General features: G+C 74.4%; 21 protein-coding genes. 11 read left to right on the top strand and 10 right to left on the bottom strand.

The annotated features are described in order from the left end of the window. Window positions 1-21 precede the first annotated feature (21 nt). Together ABZO31_RS32445 and ABZO31_RS32440 are read left to right on the top strand one after the other, a co-directional pair. Entirely contained in the window at window positions 22-1404 is a 1383-nt protein-coding gene (locus ABZO31_RS32445; protein WP_406865552.1) for a vWA domain-containing protein, read from the top strand. 358 nt (window positions 1405-1762) lie between these two features. After that, entirely contained in the window at window positions 1763-2206 is a 444-nt protein-coding gene (locus ABZO31_RS32440) for an OsmC family protein (protein WP_406864904.1), read from the top strand. A 33-nt stretch (window positions 2207-2239) separates the two neighbouring features. On the opposite strand, the gene ABZO31_RS32435 is transcribed toward ABZO31_RS32440, so the two are convergent. Continuing rightward, the gene (locus ABZO31_RS32435) at window positions 2240-2461 is read right to left on the bottom strand and encodes a hypothetical protein (protein ID WP_406864903.1); all 222 of its coding nucleotides are present in this window, start codon (window positions 2459-2461) and stop codon (window positions 2240-2242) included. 181 nt (window positions 2462-2642) lie between these two features. Between ABZO31_RS32435 and ABZO31_RS32430 the strand changes: the two genes are divergently transcribed. Beyond that, entirely contained in the window at window positions 2643-3230 is a 588-nt protein-coding gene (locus ABZO31_RS32430; protein WP_406864902.1) for a nucleosidase, read from the top strand. A 30-nt stretch (window positions 3231-3260) separates the two neighbouring features. On the opposite strand, the gene ABZO31_RS32425 is transcribed toward ABZO31_RS32430, so the two are convergent. The 4 genes from ABZO31_RS32425 to ABZO31_RS32410 all read right to left on the bottom strand — a co-directional run bounded on the left by ABZO31_RS32425 (window position 3261) and on the right by ABZO31_RS32410 (window position 7062). Further along, window positions 3261-4040, bottom strand: coding sequence for a metallophosphoesterase (locus tag ABZO31_RS32425; RefSeq protein WP_406864901.1), 780 nt, complete (start codon window positions 4038-4040; stop codon window positions 3261-3263). 78 nt (window positions 4041-4118) lie between these two features. Next, window positions 4119-4922: an alpha/beta fold hydrolase gene (locus tag ABZO31_RS32420; protein ID WP_406864900.1), complete on the bottom strand. Its 804-nt coding sequence runs from the start codon at window positions 4920-4922 to the stop codon at window positions 4119-4121. Window positions 4923-5002: 80 nt separating this feature from the next. Next, window positions 5003-6475, bottom strand: a complete 1473-nt coding sequence (locus ABZO31_RS32415) for an MFS transporter (RefSeq protein WP_406864899.1) — start codon at window positions 6473-6475, stop codon at window positions 5003-5005. Then, the gene (locus ABZO31_RS32410; protein WP_406864898.1) at window positions 6472-7062 is read right to left on the bottom strand and encodes a TetR/AcrR family transcriptional regulator; all 591 of its coding nucleotides are present in this window, start codon (window positions 7060-7062) and stop codon (window positions 6472-6474) included. The genes ABZO31_RS32415 and ABZO31_RS32410 overlap by 4 nt, the downstream gene beginning before the upstream one ends. A gap of 118 nt (window positions 7063-7180) precedes the next feature. Between ABZO31_RS32410 and ABZO31_RS32405 the strand changes: the two genes are divergently transcribed. Beyond that, window positions 7181-8263, top strand: a complete 1083-nt coding sequence (locus tag ABZO31_RS32405) for a magnesium and cobalt transport protein CorA (protein ID WP_406865551.1) — start codon at window positions 7181-7183, stop codon at window positions 8261-8263. Between the two features lie 13 nt (window positions 8264-8276). Here the strand turns inward: ABZO31_RS32405 and ABZO31_RS32400 are convergent, their stop codons facing one another. Together ABZO31_RS32400 and ABZO31_RS32395 are read right to left on the bottom strand one after the other, a co-directional pair. Further along, complete coding sequence (locus ABZO31_RS32400; RefSeq protein WP_406864897.1) at window positions 8277-9008, bottom strand: class I SAM-dependent methyltransferase; 732 nt, start codon at window positions 9006-9008, stop codon at window positions 8277-8279. Between the two features lie 92 nt (window positions 9009-9100). Continuing rightward, entirely contained in the window at window positions 9101-10177 is a 1077-nt protein-coding gene (locus ABZO31_RS32395; protein ID WP_406864896.1) for a GNAT family N-acetyltransferase, read from the bottom strand. 109 nt (window positions 10178-10286) lie between these two features. On the opposite strand from ABZO31_RS32395, the gene ABZO31_RS32390 reads away from it, so the two are divergent. Beyond that, window positions 10287-10847, top strand: a complete 561-nt coding sequence (locus ABZO31_RS32390; RefSeq protein WP_406864895.1) for a type 1 glutamine amidotransferase domain-containing protein — start codon at window positions 10287-10289, stop codon at window positions 10845-10847. A 9-nt stretch (window positions 10848-10856) separates the two neighbouring features. Here ABZO31_RS32390 and ABZO31_RS32385 read toward each other — a convergent pair whose 3' ends face one another. Beyond that, window positions 10857-12107, bottom strand: a complete 1251-nt coding sequence (locus ABZO31_RS32385) for a YncE family protein (RefSeq protein ID WP_406864894.1) — start codon at window positions 12105-12107, stop codon at window positions 10857-10859. A gap of 285 nt (window positions 12108-12392) precedes the next feature. Between ABZO31_RS32385 and ABZO31_RS32380 the strand changes: the two genes are divergently transcribed. From ABZO31_RS32380 to ABZO31_RS32365, 4 genes are all read left to right on the top strand, one after another. After that, window positions 12393-13220 (top strand): hypothetical protein, encoded by an 828-nt coding sequence (locus ABZO31_RS32380; protein ID WP_406864893.1) that lies wholly within the window; start codon window positions 12393-12395, stop codon window positions 13218-13220. 58 nt (window positions 13221-13278) lie between these two features. Further along, window positions 13279-13662, top strand: a complete 384-nt coding sequence (locus tag ABZO31_RS32375; RefSeq protein WP_406864892.1) for a hypothetical protein — start codon at window positions 13279-13281, stop codon at window positions 13660-13662. 83 nt (window positions 13663-13745) lie between these two features. Beyond that, window positions 13746-14252 (top strand): hypothetical protein, encoded by a 507-nt coding sequence (locus ABZO31_RS32370; protein ID WP_406864891.1) that lies wholly within the window; start codon window positions 13746-13748, stop codon window positions 14250-14252. A 167-nt stretch (window positions 14253-14419) separates the two neighbouring features. Beyond that, complete coding sequence (locus ABZO31_RS32365; RefSeq protein ID WP_406864890.1) at window positions 14420-15061, top strand: LysE family transporter; 642 nt, start codon at window positions 14420-14422, stop codon at window positions 15059-15061. 6 nt (window positions 15062-15067) lie between these two features. Here the strand turns inward: ABZO31_RS32365 and ABZO31_RS32360 are convergent, their stop codons facing one another. After that, window positions 15068-16645 carry a molybdopterin-dependent oxidoreductase gene (locus tag ABZO31_RS32360; protein ID WP_406864889.1) on the bottom strand — a complete coding sequence of 526 codons (1578 nt, stop codon included), beginning with the start codon at window positions 16643-16645 and terminating at the stop codon, window positions 15068-15070. Window positions 16646-16825: 180 nt separating this feature from the next. Here ABZO31_RS32360 and ABZO31_RS32355 point away from each other — a divergent pair, with 180 nt between their 5' ends. Next, the gene (locus tag ABZO31_RS32355) at window positions 16826-17413 is read left to right on the top strand and encodes a hypothetical protein (RefSeq protein WP_406864888.1); all 588 of its coding nucleotides are present in this window, start codon (window positions 16826-16828) and stop codon (window positions 17411-17413) included. A 31-nt stretch (window positions 17414-17444) separates the two neighbouring features. Here the strand turns inward: ABZO31_RS32355 and ABZO31_RS32350 are convergent, their stop codons facing one another. Further along, window positions 17445-18137 (bottom strand): helix-turn-helix domain-containing protein, encoded by a 693-nt coding sequence (locus tag ABZO31_RS32350; protein ID WP_406864887.1) that lies wholly within the window; start codon window positions 18135-18137, stop codon window positions 17445-17447. A gap of 154 nt (window positions 18138-18291) precedes the next feature. Here ABZO31_RS32350 and ABZO31_RS32345 point away from each other — a divergent pair, with 154 nt between their 5' ends. After that, entirely contained in the window at window positions 18292-18891 is a 600-nt protein-coding gene (locus ABZO31_RS32345) for a CBS domain-containing protein (protein ID WP_406864886.1), read from the top strand. The last annotated feature ends 133 nt before the right edge of the window (window positions 18892-19024 follow it).

The raw sequence follows: 19024 nt of genomic DNA, 5'->3' as shown, positions 1-19024 counted from the left end.
GCGGGCGACGTCGCCGACCGGCTGACCGGGCTGGTGCAGACGCTGCGCACGCACGGGCTGCGGATCGGGCCGGGCGAGACCGTGGACGCGGGGCAGGCGCTGACGGCACTGGGGTTCACGGACCGCGAGCGGATGCGGGAGGGGCTGGCGGCCACGCTGCTGCACCAAGAGGGCCACCGGGCGCTGTTCGACCGGGTCTTCGACCTGTACTTCCCGCTGAGCGTCGGCATTCCGGACGCTCAGGCGGCGGCGGACGGGCCTCCCGACACGGCGGAGCTGCGCGACCGTCTGGTCGCAGCGCTCGCGGCCGGCGACAAGGCGCTGCTCGGGCGGCTGGCGACGGAGGCTGTGGGCGCGCTCGGCGGCTACGGCGCGACGCCCGGGTCGGACGGCTGGTCCTCGTACCAGACCCTGCAACGGCTACGGCCCCAGACGCTGCTCGCGCGGGTGCGTGAGGCCATGCGGGCCGGGCGCGCGGCAGGCGGCGGCGCGAGCGGCGGCAGTTCCTCGGGGGACGGCGACGCCTTTGCCGAGCGGCTGGACGACGACGAGATCCGGCGGCGGATCGAGGCGTTCCGGGGACAGGTCGCGAGCGAGGCGCGGCGGCGGGTGGCGGAGCAGCGCGGCACGGACCGGATCGCGCGCCGCGCGGTCGGCGGGACCGCCGACTCCGTCGACTTCCTGCTGGCCGGAGGCGCACAGCTCGACGAACTCCGCCGCACGGTACGTCCCTTGGCCCGCAAGCTGGCCACGCGTCTCGCGGCGCGGCGGCGGAAGGCTGCGCGCGGCAGCATCGACCTGCGGCGGACGCTGCGCGGCTCGCTGTCGACCGGCGGCGTACCGATGCGGCCGGTACTGCGCCGGCGGCGGCCGGGGCGGCCCGAGCTGGTGCTGCTGTGCGACGTGTCGGGATCGGTGGCGGGTTTCGCCAATTTCACGATGCTGCTGGTCCAGGCGCTGCACGACCAGTTCAGCAAGGTCCGGGTGTTCGCCTTCGTCAATCGGGTGGACGAGGTCACCGATCTGGTGGCGCGGGCGTCGGCCGATCCCGCCGGGCTCGGGGGCCGGGTGCTCTCCGAGGCGACCCTGACGAGCTGGCACGGCCAGAGCGACTACGGCACGGCGCTGGGCGAGTTCGCCGAGCGGTACCTGGACGCGGTCGGCCCCCGCACGGTCGTGTTCGTCCTCGGGGACGCCCGGAACAACATGAGCGATCCGAACCTCCCCGCCGTGAAGGCGATCGCGGACCGGGCGCGGCGGGTGTACTGGCTCAATCCGGAGTCGCCGTCGCTGTGGCAGACCGGGGACTCGGTCGCGTACACGTACGCCGGTCTCGTCGAGATGCATCCGTGCCGGAACGCCCGCCAGTTGGGCTCGTTGATCGCGCGGCTGCTGCCGGTGTGACGGAACGGACCGCCTGGGTCCGGTGGTTCGGATCGATTCCGGTTTGGCCAGTTGCCGCCAACCGCGTCTGCCCCGTTCCGACCCGGGGAAGCAATCACTCGACGCCCCGGGGCTCGCCGTGGGTGCGGGGCCCGACCCGGCGACGGGGCGGAGTTCGCGGCCCTGCTGGACCCGGCGCTGTGTCCGTACGACCTGTCGGTACGGGACGGGCTGCTGGCCTATCTCCACGCCTTCGACATGCCCGCCGTCACCGACTTCGTCGCCACGCCCGCGTGACCGGCGCGCCCAGTTGGTGCGGGGTGCGGACGTGGGGTTCCTTGGGTGCCACGCCGTACGAGACCCCGAGGAGCCCCGCACCATGGCCGAGTACCGCATCGAGAGCACGCGCGACGGGTTCCGCCGCTGGACCGCCCGCAACGACCGGGGTGCGGAGGTCCGTATCGCGGCGGCGGACGACGACCTGGCCCAGCCGTCGTTCACGCCCGTCGAACTGCTCCTCGCAGGCATGGCGGGCTGTGGTGGGCTCGTCGTCGACCGGACCGCCCGGACGATCGACCACGACGACCTGCGGATCGTGGTGGAGTCGGTGTCCGGCCCGGAGGACGACGGGCGGATCGGCCGGATCAGGGTGAGCTACGAGATGGACCTGCCCGCGGACGACGCACAGGCGGCGGAGAAGTTCGCCCGTGGCGTGCGGCTGACCCATGAGCGGTACTGCACGGTCAGCCGCACGGTCGAGCACGGCGCCACGGTGGAGGCGGTCCTGCCGGACGGGACGACCGCCTTCGAGGGCGGAGGCTGAGGGGCCCGCTGCCGGCTGACCGGCGGGCGGTGGCTACTCGGACAGGGGCCAGATCCCGGCAGCGGCCCGTTCGGCGGCGGCGTGCCACCAGGCGGGCGGGGACGGGGCGGGGAGGGAGGTGGGCTGGTCGGGGTGGAGGCCGAAGGGACGGAGGGCCTCGGCGCGCACGCGGACGCCGAACCATCCGCGCCAGCGCCCGTCGGGACCGGGCCGACAGGCCAGGTCGAAGGCGATGTCGTCGGGGCGGAAGGGCATCCAGTCGACGCCCCGCTCACGCAGTCAAGCGCGCACGGCGGCGAGGGGCGCGGGACGGCCCGGCAGGTTCTCGTACGCGGCGATGGTGATCCACTCGGGGCCGGAGGCGTCTGCGGGGTTCATGGGGTCCATCATGCACCCGGGCTTCTTGCTCGCGGGCCCGTCCCGTTAGCGTGGGGGCATGGAACTCATGGGGCAGATCACCGCCGACCGTCCGCTGCTGGTGCTGGCCGTCAAGGAAGAGGCGCAGTACCTGGACACCCGTCTGCCGGTGCTGCTGACCGGCATGGGCAAGGTCAACGCGGCGACCGCCCTGGCCACCGTCCTGGGACGGGGGCCGCTGCCCTCCGGGATCGTGAACCTGGGCACGGCGGGCGCGCTGCGCCCCGGGCTGTCCGGGACGCACCTGGTCGGGACGGTGATCCAGCACGACCTCGACGGCGAGCTCCTCGCGACGCTCACCGGCGAGCTGTACGGCGCTCCCCTGACGCTGCCGGACGCGGCGGGCGGGCCGACGCTGGCGACCGGTGACGCGTTCATCTCCGACGAGGCCGCCCGCGCCCGTCTCGCGGAGCGGGCAGCGCTGGTCGACATGGAGGGCTACGCCCTGGCGACGGCGGCCCACCGGGCCGGCGTCCCGATACGGCTCGTCAAGCACGTCAGCGACGAGGCCGGCGAGGGCGCGGCGCGCAGCTGGCGCGAATCGGTCGCCGACTGCGCCCGGTCCCTGGCCGACTGGGCGGCCCGCCACATCCCGCACCACTCCTGAGCCAAAGGCTCCAGGTCAGGACGCCGCAGGTCAGGAGGCCGCGGGTCCGACGGGGACCGAGCGGTAGTGGGTGGTGAGGCGGCCCGTCTCGTCGAGCACGTGGAAGGCGACGGCGGGCGGCAGGTCCAGGTGGACGTGATCGACCGTCCGGCCCGGGTGCTCCCAGGGGAACCGCAGCGCTGAGACGACGCCGGGCGCGACGAGCAGCGGGCGTCCGGCGAAGGTGGTGGCCGCGGCCGTGTGCGCGTGGCCGGCGAGGAAAGCGGTCAGATGCGGATGGCGGTCCGCCAGCGCGGCGAGCCGCTCCCCGCCGAACTGCCGGATCTCGTCCACGTAGGGCGTGTTCAGCGGGACCGGCGGGTGGTGGAAGCCCACGAGCACAGGCACGTCATGCGGCGTCTCGGCCAGGACGTCCTCCAGCCACTCCAGCGTCTCGTCCTCCAGGAACCCCTCGTCCTTGCCGGGAACGGAGGAGTCGCACAGCGTGATGACATAGCCGTCCCCGCGGTGCACCTGGTTCACCGGTGCCTCCGGCCGCCCGGCGTCCTCCTCGCCGAGCAGCACCCGCCGGAACGTGGCGCGGTCGTCGTGGTTCCCCGGGCAGACCAGCACCGGGTGCCGGGAGCGCAGCAGACCGCGGACGGTCTCGTACTCGGCGGGTGCGGCGTGGTCGGCGACGTCGCCGGTGACGAGGACGGCGTCCAGGTCGTACGGCAGCTCCTCCAGGTACTCCATGACCGCCCGGGTGCGGGCGATGCTGCGCGGCTCCCCGTCGACGTGAATGTCGCTGACATGGGCGATGACGATCACGGATCACGTTCCTCGTTCGGCGCGTCCGAGGCCCGGGTACGGGCCCCGTCCGACCGTACGAGTGCCGACTCGCCGACGTTAAGGGCCAGTTGGGAGCCGGTGGCCCTTCGCCGCACGGGCCCCGGCGAGCGCGCGGACCAGGGTCTCGGCGAAGCCGTCCGGGTTCTCGATCAGCATGTTGTGGCCCGCGCGCGGCACTTCGAAGACCGGGACGCCCGCGGCGGCCATGGCGTCCGCCTCCGCGTCGGGGCGGCTGTGCTCGCCGACCAGGAAGGCGCGCGGCCGGTCGAGCGCGGTCAGCAGTTCGCCGCCACTGGGCACGCTGCCCTCGACCAGGGCCACGGCACTGCGGTGCAGGGCGACCGGGTCGGCGAGGCGCACCCGCGCCGCGTAGTCCGGGGCCTGCTCGGCGAGCATCCGGGCATGGCCCTCGCGGACGAACCCTTCCTCGGTCTGCCGCGCCACCGGCGTGCTGAACGCCCCGCCGCCCGGGTACAGGTTGGGCTCCGCGACGACGAGCCGGGCGACCAGGTCCGGCCGTGCGGCCGCGAGCCGGATCGCGACCGCGCCGCCCATCGAGTGGCCGACGAGGTCCACGTCGCGCAGCCCCTCGTGGTCGAGCAGTTCGGCGAGGACCGCGGCCTGGTCCTCCATCCGGTACCCGAAGTCGCGGGGGCGGTCGCTCAGTCCGTGCCCGAGCAGGTCCACGACCAGCGAACGGCTGCCGCGCAGCGCGGGCCGCGCGACGACGGCCGCGAAGTCGGAGGGGCCGGTGCAGCCCAGGCCGTGCACGTACACGCGCACCGGCGCGCCGGGGTCGTCGCCCGGCAGGTCGAGCCACCGGATGTACGCCTCTGTCCCGGCCAGTTGCAGTTCCCGCACCGCGAACCCCCTTGTCGGATCGTCGTTCTGGATCTCGTCGTCGCGCGGGCGGCCACTCTAGACGGCCCGGCCGCCCCGGCTCACTCCCGGGGCAGCCGGGTAGCGAGCAGCGCGCCGGCCAAGGCGACGCCGGCGAGGACGGCCAAGGCGGGTCCGGTCGCCTCGGCGAAGGGGCCGCGGGCGAGGAGTGTGGTCGCCACGGCCACGCCGAGGACGGGCCCGACGTTCATCGCGGTCTGCTGGAGTCCGCCGGCGACTCCGGCGTCGGCGGCCGGGGCGTGCCGCACCACCACCGTCGTCGCCGTGACCATCACCGCCCCGAACCCGGCACCGACGAGTACGGACGCGGCCGCGACGGCCGCACGTCCGGTGTCCGGACCGAGCCCGGACAGCACCAGGACACCCAGCGTCAGCAGCAGCGCCGCCCCGACCGTCGTCGATCGCGGGCCCCGGCGCCGCGCCAGATACGCGGCGAGCGGCGCGGCCAGCACCATCGTGACGGCGAGCGGCAGGACGGTCAGCCCGGTGGCCAGCGGGTCGAGGCGGAGCACCTCCTGGAGCAGGTACGTGCAGACGAAGAGCGTGCCGAACAGGGCCGCCGAGGCCGCGACGAGCGCCCCGAGCGCGCCACGGACGGCGGCGGGCCTCAGGACGTGGGGCGGTACGAGCGGGCCGGGGGTGCGGCGTTCGCGGTGCACGAACGCCGCACCGAGGCCGGCGGACGCGAGCAGGGCGAGGACCGAGTCCGCGCGGGGACCGGCCGTCGGCAGCGTGACGAGGGCGTGCACGAGGCAGGCGAGGGCGGCGGCCAGCAGACCGGCGCCGGGCAGGTCCAGGGCGGGCGGAGGCTGGGCGTCCCCGCGCGGCACAGCGCCCTCGTACCGCCCGACCCGCCCGACCCGCCCGGCATCCCCATCCCGCCCGGCATCCCCGACCCGCTCGGCGTTCTCGATGTCCCGCTCGGGCTCCCGTACCAGCAGCGCGGGCACCGCGATCGCAAGCGCGGGGAGGACGGTGAGCAGGAAGACGGAGCGCCAGCCGAGGTGCGCCACGAGGGCGCCGCCGACCAGCGGCCCGACGGCGGCCGCGACGCCGATCGCGCTGGTACGCAGGGCCAGCGGCGTCCCGAGCCGGTCCGGCGGGTAGGCCGCACGCAGCATCCCCAGCGTGGCGGGCTGCAGCAGCGCCCCGAACACCCCCTGGGCCACCCGGAGTCCGACGACCCAGCCGATGTCGGGGGCGAGGCCGATCCCGGCGGAGGTGGCGGCGAAGCCGAGCGTGCCGAGCGCGAACAGCCGCCGGTGCCCGTACCGGTCCCCCAGCCGCCCGGCGAGCACGAGCAGCGACGCCACGGCGATGAGGTATCCGGTGCTGGTCCACTGGACCTGCGCGAACGAGGCGCCCAGGTCGCGTTGGAGAGTCGGCTGGGCGACGGTCAGCAGCGTCCCGTCGAGCGCGACGATCACCGCCCCGCCGATGCTGCCGGCGAGGACGAACCGCCGGTGCGCGGATTCACGCCGGGCCGGCTTCCGTATCAGACTCCCGGCCGTCACCGCTCCTCCCGCCCCAGATGCGCGTCCAGCGCGGCCCGCAGCAGCGGCTCCACGTCGTCCGCGCCCGTCGCCAGCTGCAGGCTGCCCCAGCCCCACAGTTGCGCGATGCCGTGCAGGTTGGCCCACAGGGCACCGGCGACGACCGCGGCCGGGACGTCGGTGGGCATCCGGGCCTGGTCGACCAGCGCCGTGAACTGCTCGAACAGCGGGAGGCTCGTGGTGCGCAGCCCGCCCTGGCGGCCGCTCTCCAGCAGGTCGTGGCGGAACATCAGCTCGTACATGCCGCGCTCGGCGAACGCGAACCCCAGGTAGGCCCGCCCCAGTGCGGCCACCCGCACGCGGGGCGACGGCTCGGCCTCCTCCGCTGCGGCCGCGATCCGCGCGCCCAGCATCGCGAAGCCCTCCGCGGCGATGGCGGACAGCAGGGAGAGATGGGTCGGGAAGTGGCGCCGGGGCGCGCCGTGCGAGACGCCCGCACGGCGGGCGATCTCACGCAGGGTGAGCGCCTGCGCGCCCTCCCGCGTGACGAGTTCGACGCCGGTCGCGACGAGCCGGGCGCGCAACCCGGCCTCCTGTCCTTCGTTCATGACATCTGTCTACCAGCTCCGCGTAGACACTGTCTACGCGAGGCTGCGCGTGATCGAATGGCACACTGGCCGCCGGCCGCATGGCCGTCGGCCGACAGAAGGAGCAAGTCCCGTGTCCGTGATCCGCAACCTCCGGCGCCTGATGCGCCGTGCCTACAGCCGGACCGTGGACCTGAGCCATCCCGCCCGCTCCCCGCTGGGGAGTTCGGTCGTGAACTGCGTGGTCTACGACAACGGCGTCCGGCAGCCGGGCACGTATCCGGCGGAGGAGGCGGTGGAGCGGGTCCGCAAGGCGGGCTCCGGTTTCGTCTGGGTGGGCCTGCACGAGCCGACGGCCGAGGAGGTGAGCACCATGGCCGAGCTGTTCGCGCTGCACCCGCTGGCCTCGGAGCACGCCCTGCACCCGCACCAGCGGCCGCGCTTGGAGCGGTACGACGACACCCTGCTCGCCGTCCTGAAGACCTGTCGGTACGTCGACCACGCGGAGCTCACCGCCAGCAGCGAGATCGTGGACACCGGCGAACTGCTGGTCTTCGCGGGCCCGGACTTCGTCCTGACGGTCAGCCGCGGCCTGCAGGGCTCGCTCGGCCCGCTGCGGGAGGCCCTGGAGTCCGTACCGGACCAGCTCGCCAAGGGGCCCGCGGCCGTGCTCCACGCGGTGACGGACCGGGCGGTGGACGACTACCTCAGGGTGACCGACGCGCTGCAGAACGACCTCGACACGGTCGAGACGCAGGTGTTCAGCGACGACGCCGCGAGCGCGGACGCCGGGCACATCTACCAGCTGAAGCGGGAACTCATGGAGTTCAAGCGGGCGGTGGCCCCGCTGGACCGCCCGCTCCAGCAGCTGGTGACCTCGCCGTCGGCACCGCTCGACCCCGACCTCGTCCCGTACTTCCGGGACGTGGCCGGGCACGTCACGCGCGTGACCGAGCAGATAGCCGCGTACGACGCCCTGCTCGACTCCATTCTCCAGGCCCATCTCGCCCAGGTGACGCTGGCGCAGAACGAGGACATGCGGAAGATCACCGCCTGGGCGGCGATCATCGCGGTGCCGACGATGGTCTGCGGGGTGTACGGGATGAACTTCGAGCACATGCCGGAGCTGCGCTGGGCGTACGGCTATCCCGCCGCCCTCGCCGCGATGGCCCTGGCGTGCTTCCTGATCCATCGCAACTTCCGCCGCAAGGGCTGGCTCTGACCGCCCTCACGCGCTAGCGGCCCTTGCGGGCCAGCACGTACGCCTGCGGGGTCGGCTCCGTCCCGTTCGCCTCCCGTTCCATCCGCGCCTGCACGGTGAAACCGGCCTCGCCCAGCTGTCGTTCGAGGCGCTCCGGGCGCAGCCGGTGGAAGTCGAGGTCGATCGAGTGCCCGAACCCCTCGGTGTAGCGCTGCGGTTCGTCCCCGACCTGGAAGGCGAGCAGCAGCAGTCCGCCGGGGGCCAGGACGCGGTGGAACCCGGCGAGCACGTCCGGCACCGCCTCCGGGGCGATGTGGATGAGCGAGTACCAGGCGACGAGGCCGCCCAGGGACTCGTCGCCCAGGTCGAGGGCGGTCATGCTGCCCTCCTCGAACCGCACCTGCGGGTGGTCACGACGGGCCATCGCGACCATGACCGGGGAGAGGTCCACACCGTGCACGTCCAGTCCCCGGGCGTGCAGCATCGCGGTGACCTCGCCCGGCCCCGAGCCGACCTCCACGACGGGGCCGCCGCCGGCAGCGTGAACGAGGGCGGCGAAGGCGTCCAGTATCGCCGGGCCGAGGGGCTCGGCCTCGTGCACGCCGGCGTAACGCTCGGCGTAGGCGGTGGCGATGGCGTCGTACGAGGCACGGGTGGCGGTCACGAACGCGGGCTCGGCCGCGGACTTCGTCGCCGGCTCGGTCACGGGCCCGGGCATGGGCTCCGTGGCGACCTGCGGTGCGGGCTCAGGCAGGGAGTCGGTCATGTCGAACGACCGTACCCGCCGGGTCTGACAACGCCGGTCCTCCCCCACCGGCGCACCGTCGCGATCAGCCCGCTCGTCGGGCCCGCCCGGCGTCAGCCGGCCGTCGACGTCCCCGGCGCGGCCGTCCTGCCGCGCTCGTACGAGACCGTGCCCGTCTCCGTGAAGCCCGCGCGCACCAGCACCCGGCGGGAGGCCTCGTTGCCCTCGTCGACACGCGCCCGCAGGGTGGTGACCTCGGGCTGACGGAACGCCCAGTCGGCGAGGACGCGCACGGCCTCCGTGGCGTACCCCTGACCGCGGGCCGCGTCCACGACGTCGTAGCCGATCTCGACGCAGCCCTCGGCGTCGGGCTCGGCGTGGAAGCCGATCGCGCCCACCGCGAGACCGTCGGCGGCGCGGACGATGGCGTACTGGCCCCAGCCCGGCCGGTACGTGCCCTTGTCGCGGGCCCGCACGGTCATTCCGGCCGCCACCCGGGTGCCCTCGCCGGGTCCCCCGTCGGTCCAGGCGAAGCCGCCGGTTCCGTCGGTGTGCAGGTCGTCCGCGACCCGCGGCGACACCTCGCAGAGCACGACGCGCTCGCCGCGCAGCGGTTCGGCGTACCAGCGCCAGGCACGCGGCCTGGGCAGTCCGGGCCGGTCGGCCCGGCCGGTGGCCCACAGCAGGTCCAGCCAGGGATCGTCGCCGCGCGGCGTGTGCGGGAAGAGCCGGTCGAGGACCTTGGCGGCGAGCGGGGCCGAGCCCTGCCAGCCGGGGACGCCGAGCGCGCCGAGGATGTCGTACGTGTGCAGCAGCGTCTCGAGGACGCCCATGGCGGCGAAGCCGTCGCCACCGGCGCTGCCGAACGGATGCCAGGCCGTCAGGTCCTCGGGGGCGGTCCGCACCACGGCCGACAGCAGCCCGCCGGTCGCCTCGACGATCCGGACCAGCCCCTCGGGGGTGGTGCCGGGGTCGGCGGTGATCTCGAACGGGACGTACGCGTCGCGCGCCCGGCCGGTCAACTGGCCCGCGTAGGCGGTGAAGTCACCGCCGATGTGCACCGCCGTGTCGTAGCAGGTCCAGTCGAGACCCGCGGCCGGGACCGACCAGTCCCGGTCCGTCAGTTCGCGAAGCGCGGCGGCGGTGAGCGCCACCGCCGCATCGATGTCGTCCGCATCCGTGATCGCCATGGGGGCCGACCCTAGGGGGTGCGGACCGCCGGCGCCATCGCTTTGCGGGGCGCGGGCCGTAGCGCGAGGCTGAAACCGAGCGGCGCCGCTGCGACGACGGGAAGACGAGATGTCCGGAAAGCCTCTGGACGGCCGGAAGGTACTGGTCGTCACCACCAATCACGGCACGGAGCAGGTCGAGCTGGAGAAGCCGGTGGCCGCGCTGCGCGCGAAGGGCGCCCGGGTCACGGTGGCGGCGCTCACCGGCGACGACATCGAGACGGTCGTCTCGGACCGCGAACCGGGCCGGCGCATCCGCCCCGACACCACGTTCGCCGAGGTGTCCGCGGACGACTACGACGCCGTGGTGGTGCCGGGCGGCACGGTGAACGCGGACCGGCTGCGCATCGACCGCAGCGCCCAGCGCCTGGTCGCGGCCTTCGCCGAGGCGGGCAAGATCGTGGCGGCGATCTGCCACGGTCCGTGGATCCTGGTGGACAGCGGCCTCGCCCAGGGCCGGGAGCTCACCTCGTACCCGACGCTGCGCGCGGACCTGTCGAACGCCGGCGGGACCTGGGTGGACCGGGAGGTCGTGGTCGACGACGGAGGCGGGTACCCGCTGATCACCTCGCGCCGCCCCCGCGACCTCGACCGCTTCGCGGCCGCGATCACGGAGGCGCTGCAGGGGTGAGCCGTCGCGTCAGCGGCGGTACCACTCGGCGGTGACGTGCCCGAGACGCACCCGCTGCGGGTGGTCGCCGACCGGCACGGAGGCGACCTTCCGGCCGGTGGCGAAGTCGATCGCGGTGATCCGGTCGGCGCCGCTCTCGGAGATCACGCAGGACCTGCCGTCGCCGCTGACGGTCGCCCAGTACGGCTTGGAGGCCGGGACGAGCGGCCCTTCCTGGAGGGTGGCGCGATCCACGACGGTGGCGTAGTCGTCCATGGTCCCGGCGACGCAGAGCTTGTCCCCGTCGGGGCTCATGGACAGGCCGTGGTGCCGCGAGTCGTTGACCCATGTGGTGCGGTCCTCGCTGGTGGCGGGGTTCTTCGGCAGTGTCTTCACGCGGGTGATCTTGTCGCCGGCGACGTCGTACTCGACCAGGCCGTTGAAGAACGACACCTGGAAGTAAAGGTTCTTCTCGTCGGGCGTGAAGGCGACCGGGCGGACCGCGTCGGAGAGGTCCTTGCGTCCGAAGGCGTCGAGGCGTTGACGCATGTCGATGGTCTTCACGGTGCGGTACGTGGCGGCGTCGACGACGGTGAGGTGCCGGTCGCCCTTGGTGAAGTCCAGCCAGGGCGCGTCCAGCGCCGTGTTGACCTCGCCGATCGCCATGTTCCACAGCAGCTTGCCGTCGCGGCTGAACACGTTCTCGTGCGGCTTGTCGCCGCCCTTGAACGAGCCCAGTTCGCGGCCGCTGCGGATGTCGAGGACATGCACCGTGTTGGAGGTCGACGCGGAGACGGCGACCCGCTCGCCGTCGGGCGAGACGGCCATGTGGTCCGAGCGGAACCCGGAGACCGGGAAACGCCAGTTGATCTTCCCGGTGGCGAGGTCGATGGAGACCACGTCGGCGAAGCTCGGGCGGGACACGACGACGGCGGTGCCGTCGGGGGTGGAGTACATGTCGTCGACGAACTGGTCGTGGCCCTCGCCCGCGCTCTCCCGGATGCCGAGGAAGAAGGCCAGCTTCACCGGGTTGAGGTAGATCTCGAGCAGCCGCTCGTCCTTGTCCGGGATCACGTTGATCCGGCCGATGCGGGCGAAGTCGCCGCGCGACTCGACGACGTCGGCGGTGCCCTCCCAGTTGTTGCCGACGAACATGACCTCGCGCAGTCCGGCGTCGGCCGCCGCCGGAGCGGCCCCCGAACCGGTGGCGGCGAGCACGGCGAGCGCGGCGGCGATGCACCCGGCCGTCCGGCGGGAACGGCCCCGCGGTGCGGCAGACACGATGGTCCTCCCAGTGGTCTCTTCGGGTGTTACTCCCGGCGGTCTCTTCGGGTGTTACCCCCGGTGTTACTTCCAAGTAAGTAAGCGGAACCGTAAGGACGTCGGGGCGAGGTGACAAGGGTCCTGCACGAAACCGTCCGGATGGCACCCGTCCGTCCCCCGCGCCGGGCCGCCTGTTGCCCCCGTGCGCCCCCGTTGCGTCCGGGACCGGGGAGGCGGACGGCCCGCAGGATCGCTGCGGGTTCGCGCGGTGCGAGACCCTGGAGCTGTAGGGAGGCGTACGCCATGGCCGGCAAGGCGCGGTTCGACGACATCTACGACCAGCCCGACCCGCGGGCGTACTTCCGGCGGCTGGCACCGCTGGAGTACGAGATCCCGCAGCACGCGCAGCCCGCGTTCCGGCGCGCCGCCGCCGTGCCGGGCACGGGGACGGTGCTCGACCTGGCCTGCTCGTACGGGATCAACGCCGCCCTGCTGAACCACGACGTGACGCTGGCGGAGCTGTACACGCACTACACCGCGCCCGGAGTCGAGCAGCTGACGACCGGGGAACTCGTCCTGCGGGACAAACAGTTCTACGGGGCCCGGCGGCGCCCCGGCGCGGTCCCGGTCGTCGGCCTCGACATCGCCGCGCAGGCGCTGCGGTACGCCCAGGACGTCGGGCTGCTCGACGACGCGTACGCCGAGAACCTGGAGCGCGACGCGCCGAGCGCGCGGCTGCGGGAGGCGATGGCCGGGGTCGGGCTCCTGACCCTCACCGGAGGCGGCAGCTATCTGACCCGGCGCACCTTCGACGCGCTGCTCGACTGCGCCCGGCGGCCGGTGCGGGTGAGCGCGTTCGTGCTGCGCACGGTCTCGTACGCGCCGGTCGTCGAATCGCTGGCGGCGCACGGGCTGCACACGGTCGTGGACGCCTCCCGGACGTACCCGCAGCGGCTGTTCACCGACGCCCGCGAGGAGGAGTTCGCCGTCGAGGCGGTCCGCGCGCTGGGGGCCGATCCGGCGGGGCGGGAACGGTCGGGGCCCGAGGGGCCGGGGCGGTTTTACACCGTGCTGTACGAATCCGGGCCCGGGCAGGCGTGGGAACCGGGGCCGGGAGGGAAGACCTCCTAGGGATCGGGAGCGAAGACCTCCCGGGGAACGAACCGGAGAGCCGAAGGAGGGCCGGCGGGTGCGGTCGTGGGGATCCGACGTGATCGTCGGCCTGCTGATGTTCGGCCCCGGAGCACTGCTGATGGCCGCCGGGATGCTCTGGAAGGGCCGTGCCGTGCGCCCCCTGTCGCGCGCCCGGGCGCGGACCGCGGAGGCCCGCCGGTACCACCGGCATCTGCTGCGCTCCGCCGACGAGGCCATCGCGGCGGCGCGCGCCGCCGCGGGGCCGGGCGAGCCGGCGATCGTCACCGTCGACGACGTCCTGCGGGTCCTGGACGAGCGGTTCGGGTACGAGGACGTCCCCCGCTGGCAGGCCGGGACGGCGCTGCAGCGCCGGTACGAGCGGGCCGGGTGCGCCCGGGACTGCGTGACGGACGCCTACCACCGGGCCGAGCACCGCTGACGTGACGGCGCACAGCGGCGTATAAGGGCGCGACGGCGGAAAAGAGCCGGTGGTACGGTCCCCGCCCACGCTCTGGGGGGAACATGACCGAGGACGAGGCAGTCGACCGGCTGCGGGTGCTGGCCGTCGAGCGGCTCGCGAACGACGTCGTCGGCTCCGACCGGCTGATCCGGGCCGGACTCGACGCGCTGCTCGCCGGCGTGGACACGCCGTCGCTCGCGCGGCTCGCCGGCCTGACCCGGCGCGAGGAGCCGGAGGCGTCCGACCTCTTCGAGGCCGTCCTCGACGAACTCGCCCTCCGGGACGGGCTCCCGGGCACCCGGACCGATGCCGCCTGGTGGATCGTGCGGCGCACGCTGGCGCGGATCGTGGACGGCTCCGTCGACCCGGTCGAGGGCGCGGACCGCGTCTGGGACCTGGCCCATCCCGGACACTGGTTCGACAGCGCGGTCGCCCCCGTCGTCCAGGGCCTGATCACGGCGTACGACGTCGGCGGCGACGACGAACCGGAGCGGCTGGAGGCGGCCCGCGAGGAGATCCGCACCGCCGCCCGCGCCCTCCTCGCCCTCCCGGAGCCGCCGGAGGCGTGAGGGGCGGGGCCGGTGCGGAAAACGGGTTGTGAGCGGCGACGGGCCTCCGTCAGGATCCGGCGCATGAACACGACCTTCCTCACCGTCCTGCCCCTGCCCGCCGCCGGACCTTCGGTGCGCGAGCAGCAGCAGACCGGCTGCCCACGGAGGCTCGATCCTCTGCACGCGTGAGCGGGGCGCTCGTCGCGGGGCTGCTCGCCGGACTCGGCATCGCCATGCCGGTCGGGGCGGTCGCGACGTACCTCGTGGCGGTCACGGCCCGTACGAACCTGAGGACGGGCGCGGGCGCGGCCCTCGGTGTCGCGACGGCGGACGGCCTGTACGCCTTGCTCGCCGTGGCCGGAGGCGCGGCGCTCGTGCCCGTGCTCCGGCCGTTCCTCCTACCGCTGCGCATCGCCTCCGCCGTCGTCCTGATCGCCCTCGCGGTGCACGCGGCGGCGACGGCCGTCTCGCGCTACCGGGCCCGCGTCACCGCCGGACCGGCGCGCGAGGGCGCTCCGCCGGGGCCCGGCCGGGCCTACCTGGGCTTCCTCGGGATCACCCTCATGAACCCGCTGACGGTGATCTACTTCGCCGCCCTCGTCATGGGCGGCCAGGGCACCGCGGTCACTGACCTGCCGCGGCAGACCGTCTACGTGGCCGCCGCGTTCGCCGCCTCGGCCGCCTGGCAGCTGCTGCTGGCCTCGGGCGGCGCTCTCCTCGGGCGGACCCTGACCGGCGACCGGGGGCGGCTGGTGACCGCGACGGCGTCCAGCACGCTGATCGTCGTCCTCGCGGTGCAGCTGCTGGCGGACGTCATTCCACCGTGACCCCGATCATTCCACCGTGACCCTGATCTCGTGACGGCCCGTCGCGCCGTCCGGCATCGTGCCGACGCGACGGGCCGTCTGCGTCACACCGCTGCCGTCCGTCGCGCGGACGGCGAGGGTGTGGTCGCCGGGGGTCGCGGACCAGCGCAGGTACCACTGCCGCCAGGTGTCCGGGCCGTCCGAGGCGGCGAGTTCGGCCTGCTGCCACGGCCCGTCGTCGACCCGGACCTCGACCCGCACGATCCCGCGCCGCTGCGCCCAGGCGACGCCCGCGACGGCCACCGTGCCGGCCCGGAGCCGGCTCGCCCCGCGCGGCGTGTCGATCCGGGACTGCGTCTTCACCGGGGCCTTCGCGGCCCAGCCGTTGCGCGCCCAGTACGCGTCGTAGGCGTCGAAGGTCGTCAGCTCGATCTCCTCGATCCACTTGCACGCCGACACGTAGCCGTACAGGCCGGGGACGAGCATCCGGACCGGGAAGCCGTGCTCGAACGGCAGCGGTTCGCCGTTCATGCCGAAGGCGAGCAGCGCGTCCCGGCCGTCCATGACGTCAGCGACGGGCGTGCCGATCGTCATGCCGTCCACGGACCGGGCCACGAGCTGGTCGGCCGGACCGCCCCGCGACGGCGGCCGGACTCCCGCCTCGCGCAGCAGGTCGGCGAGGCGGACGCCGGTCCAGCGGGCGGTGCCGATGTAGGGGCCGCCGACCTCGTTGGAGACGCAGTTCAGGGTGAGGTCGCGCTCGACGACGGGGCGGGCCAGGAGGTCGTCGAAGGTGAACGTCAGCTCCTTGGCCACTCCGAGGCCCTGCACCCGCAGCCGCCAGCGCGTCGCGTCGACCTTGGGCACGACGAGGGCGGTGTCGACCCGGTAGAAGTCGTTGTTCGGTGTGATGAACGGGCCGACACCGGGCACGGCGAGCTGCACGCCGCGCGGGCGCGGCGGGGCCGGGTCTTCGGGGCGGGGCAGACGTACGGCCGCGCGGGACGCCTCGGCGTCCCGGGAGCGGGTGGCGCCGAGCGCCCGGCCGATCACGACGGCGACGGCGGCGCCCACGGCCGTACCGCCGGCCACGAGCAGGAACCGGCGCCTGGCCGCGGCCGGTGCGCCGGGAGCGGCGAGGACCAGGCTCACCAGCCGGTACAGCAGCGCCGCGCCCGCCGCGGCGCCGATCAGGGACGGCAGGGCGTCCGCCGCGGAGGCGCCGGGCCGGCTCACGGCGGCCGTCGCGCCGACGGCCCCGAAGACCAGCATCCCGGCGGCGCCCGCGCCCCGGCGCCCGAGCTCCCAGCGGCCGAGGAGCAGCGCGACGACGGCGAGCACGAGGACGATGCCGATCTGAAGGACCGTCTTGTCGCTCTCGCCGAAGGTGCGGATCGCCCATTCCTTGACCGGTGCCGGCGTCAGGTCGATCACCGCGCCGCCGACCGCCGTGACCGGCCCGGCCTCGGGCCTGACGGCGGCTGCGGCGAGTTCGGCGACGCCCAGTGCCGCGAAGCCGGCCACCGCGCCCGCGAGACAGGCGAAGAGACGGTCGGTGGGGGTGGGCCGGGTCCCGGGGGCGGGGAGCGGGGGTGGCGTGCTCACCCGCCCATCATCGGGTCGGGGTCACGGGTCCGCCAGGAGGTCGGGCCGTGCGGCGAGTACCGCATCACGCCGCGGCCGGGGCACTGCGTGCCGCATCCGTGTGGGGCCGCCCGCCGCGTGGCGGCCTCCGGCGGCCGGGCGCAGGCTGGAGTGGAAACCCCGCGAAGGGGGGTGGGATCGATGCCCGCGCCCGTGTGGAGACAGGAGTGGCGCACCCATCCGCTGCGCCGGCCCGTGGACGTCGTCGAGGCCTGGGCGCTGCTCGCGGTCGGGGCGGCCCTCTGGGTGGGAGCGCCGGCGACCGGTCTGGCGGCCGGCTGGTCCGTGCAGAACCATGACCGGGCGGTGGCGGTCGAACAGGCCGCGACCCGCGACCGGGTGGACGCGGTGGCGCTGCAGAACGCCGCGGACGTGGCGCCGTCCCCGTACGACGGGGGGCGGGGGATGAAGGCCCTGGTGACGGTGCGCTGGACCGCGCCCGACGGTCAGCAGGGGCAGGGCAAGGCGCTGGTCCCCGCGGACCTGAAGCGCGGCGAGCACACGCGGATCTGGCTGGACGACCAGCACAAGGTCACCACCGCACCGCTCAACGACACCGACATCTGGCTCGGTGCGGCCACGATCGGCGCCAGCGCGACGGCTCTCGCGGCCGGCGCGGCCGCGCTGACGGGCGTCGGCGTACGGCGGCTCGCGGACCGCAGGCGCGCGGCGCAGTGGGCGTACGAATGGCGGCACACCGGCCCGGACTGGACCCGTGGACACGCATGAAGGGGTTTCCCCGAGGCGGGTCCGGCATGGCTCACGGACCTGCGAGCAGGATCCGGCGGCCGGTGACGCGGCGGGGCGCGAGCAGCGTCCAGTGGCTGCCCTCGCCGCCGGTCCACGGGCCGCCGTCCGCGCGGACGGCGAGCCGTTCGACGGCGGCGGGGTCGGTGACGTCGCGGACCGGGCCTACGAGCAGCACGCTCCAGCCCTGGCCGGACGCCTCGTCGATGTGGTCCGCCTCGAAGGCGAGTTCGGCGTCGACGGACGCGGCGGCCGTGGACGTGCCCGAGACCGTGCTGCGGAAGGCGACCTCGCCCTCGGTGACCAAGTAGTTGACCGGCAGGACGACCGGTCCGTCCGGCGTGTGCGGGGCGATGCGTCCGACGCCGTGGGTGTCGAGCAGTTCCCAGCAGGCGCCCACGTCGAGCTCCACCGTCCGCAGGAGCTCGGCGGGCGGCGGGCCGTCGGTGGCGCCGGTCAGGGCCGGGACGGTGGTCTCCAGCGCGTCGGCGAGCCGCAGCAGGAACGCCACTCCGGGGGTGGCCGGCTGTTCCTCCAGGTACTGGATGTAGCCGGGCGCGGAGCCGGCGCGCAGAGCCAGGTCCTCGCGGGAAAGACCGAGTTCGTGCCGGCGGGCGGCCACCCTGCGGCCGACGTCGCCGCGGGGGTGCACGGGCGGGCGGCTGGGCGCCTGCGACTCGGGGTGCATCGGGGTCTCACGGCGCATGGGAGCCTCTCGGCGGATCGGGGCCACTCCCTCGTCCGGGCCCACGGGCCCTCCGGCGGGGAACCTCCTCCATGGAACCACCCGTTCCGATATCAGGACACCGGAGACGCCGGTGCCGACGCCCCGCAGCGGGCGGAGAAGGGACGAGCGAGCGATGAGGCACAGGAGTGTCGCCGATCTCATGACCCCGACGGCGGTCGCCGTGCAACGCGGCACACCGTTCAAGGAGATCGCGCGGCTGCTCGACGAGTACGGCATCACGGCCGTGCCCGTGGTCGACGACGCCGAACGGCCCGTGGGGGTCGTGTCCGAGGCCGATCTGTTGCGCCGGCACACCGAGAAGAACGGCCCGAGCACCGCCGAGGGCATGATGTCGAGCCCCGCCGTGGTGGCGCGGCCGATGTGGAGCGCGGTCGAGGCGGCGCGGGTGATGGAGAAGAACCGGATCAAGCGGCTGCCGGTGGTCGACGGGGCCGGGCGGCTGATCGGCGTGCTGAGCCGCAGCGACCTGCTGCAGCTCTTCCTGCGCCGGGACCGGGCGATCCAGGAGGAGATCCTGGAGGAGATCGTCACCCGGACGCTCCGGCTCCCGCCGTCGGCCGTCTCGATCGATGTCTCGGAGGGCCGGGTGACGCTCAGCGGCACGCTCCCGCGCCGCAGCCTCGGCCCGATCGTGGTCCGCCTGTGCGAGTCGGTGGACGGCGTGGTGGAGGTGGAGGACCGGCTCACGTACGAGGAGGACGAGGCGGCGTAGGGGAAGGCGCGGGGGGGGCGCGGGCTGCACACGCACCGCGGTCTGCACGTACAGGGGCAGCATGCATCGGGGCGCGCGCTCGTCCGCGCGCCCCTGGCGCCGCCCGGGCCCCTCAGCGCCGCGGCGTCGTACG

The organism is Streptomyces solicamelliae (assembly GCF_045348655.1).
GTDB classification, from domain to species: Bacteria; Actinomycetota; Actinomycetes; order Streptomycetales; family Streptomycetaceae; genus Streptomyces; species Streptomyces solicamelliae.
Note: the sequence above shows the minus strand (reverse complement) of the source record. Positions and strands in the feature narration are given on the sequence as shown.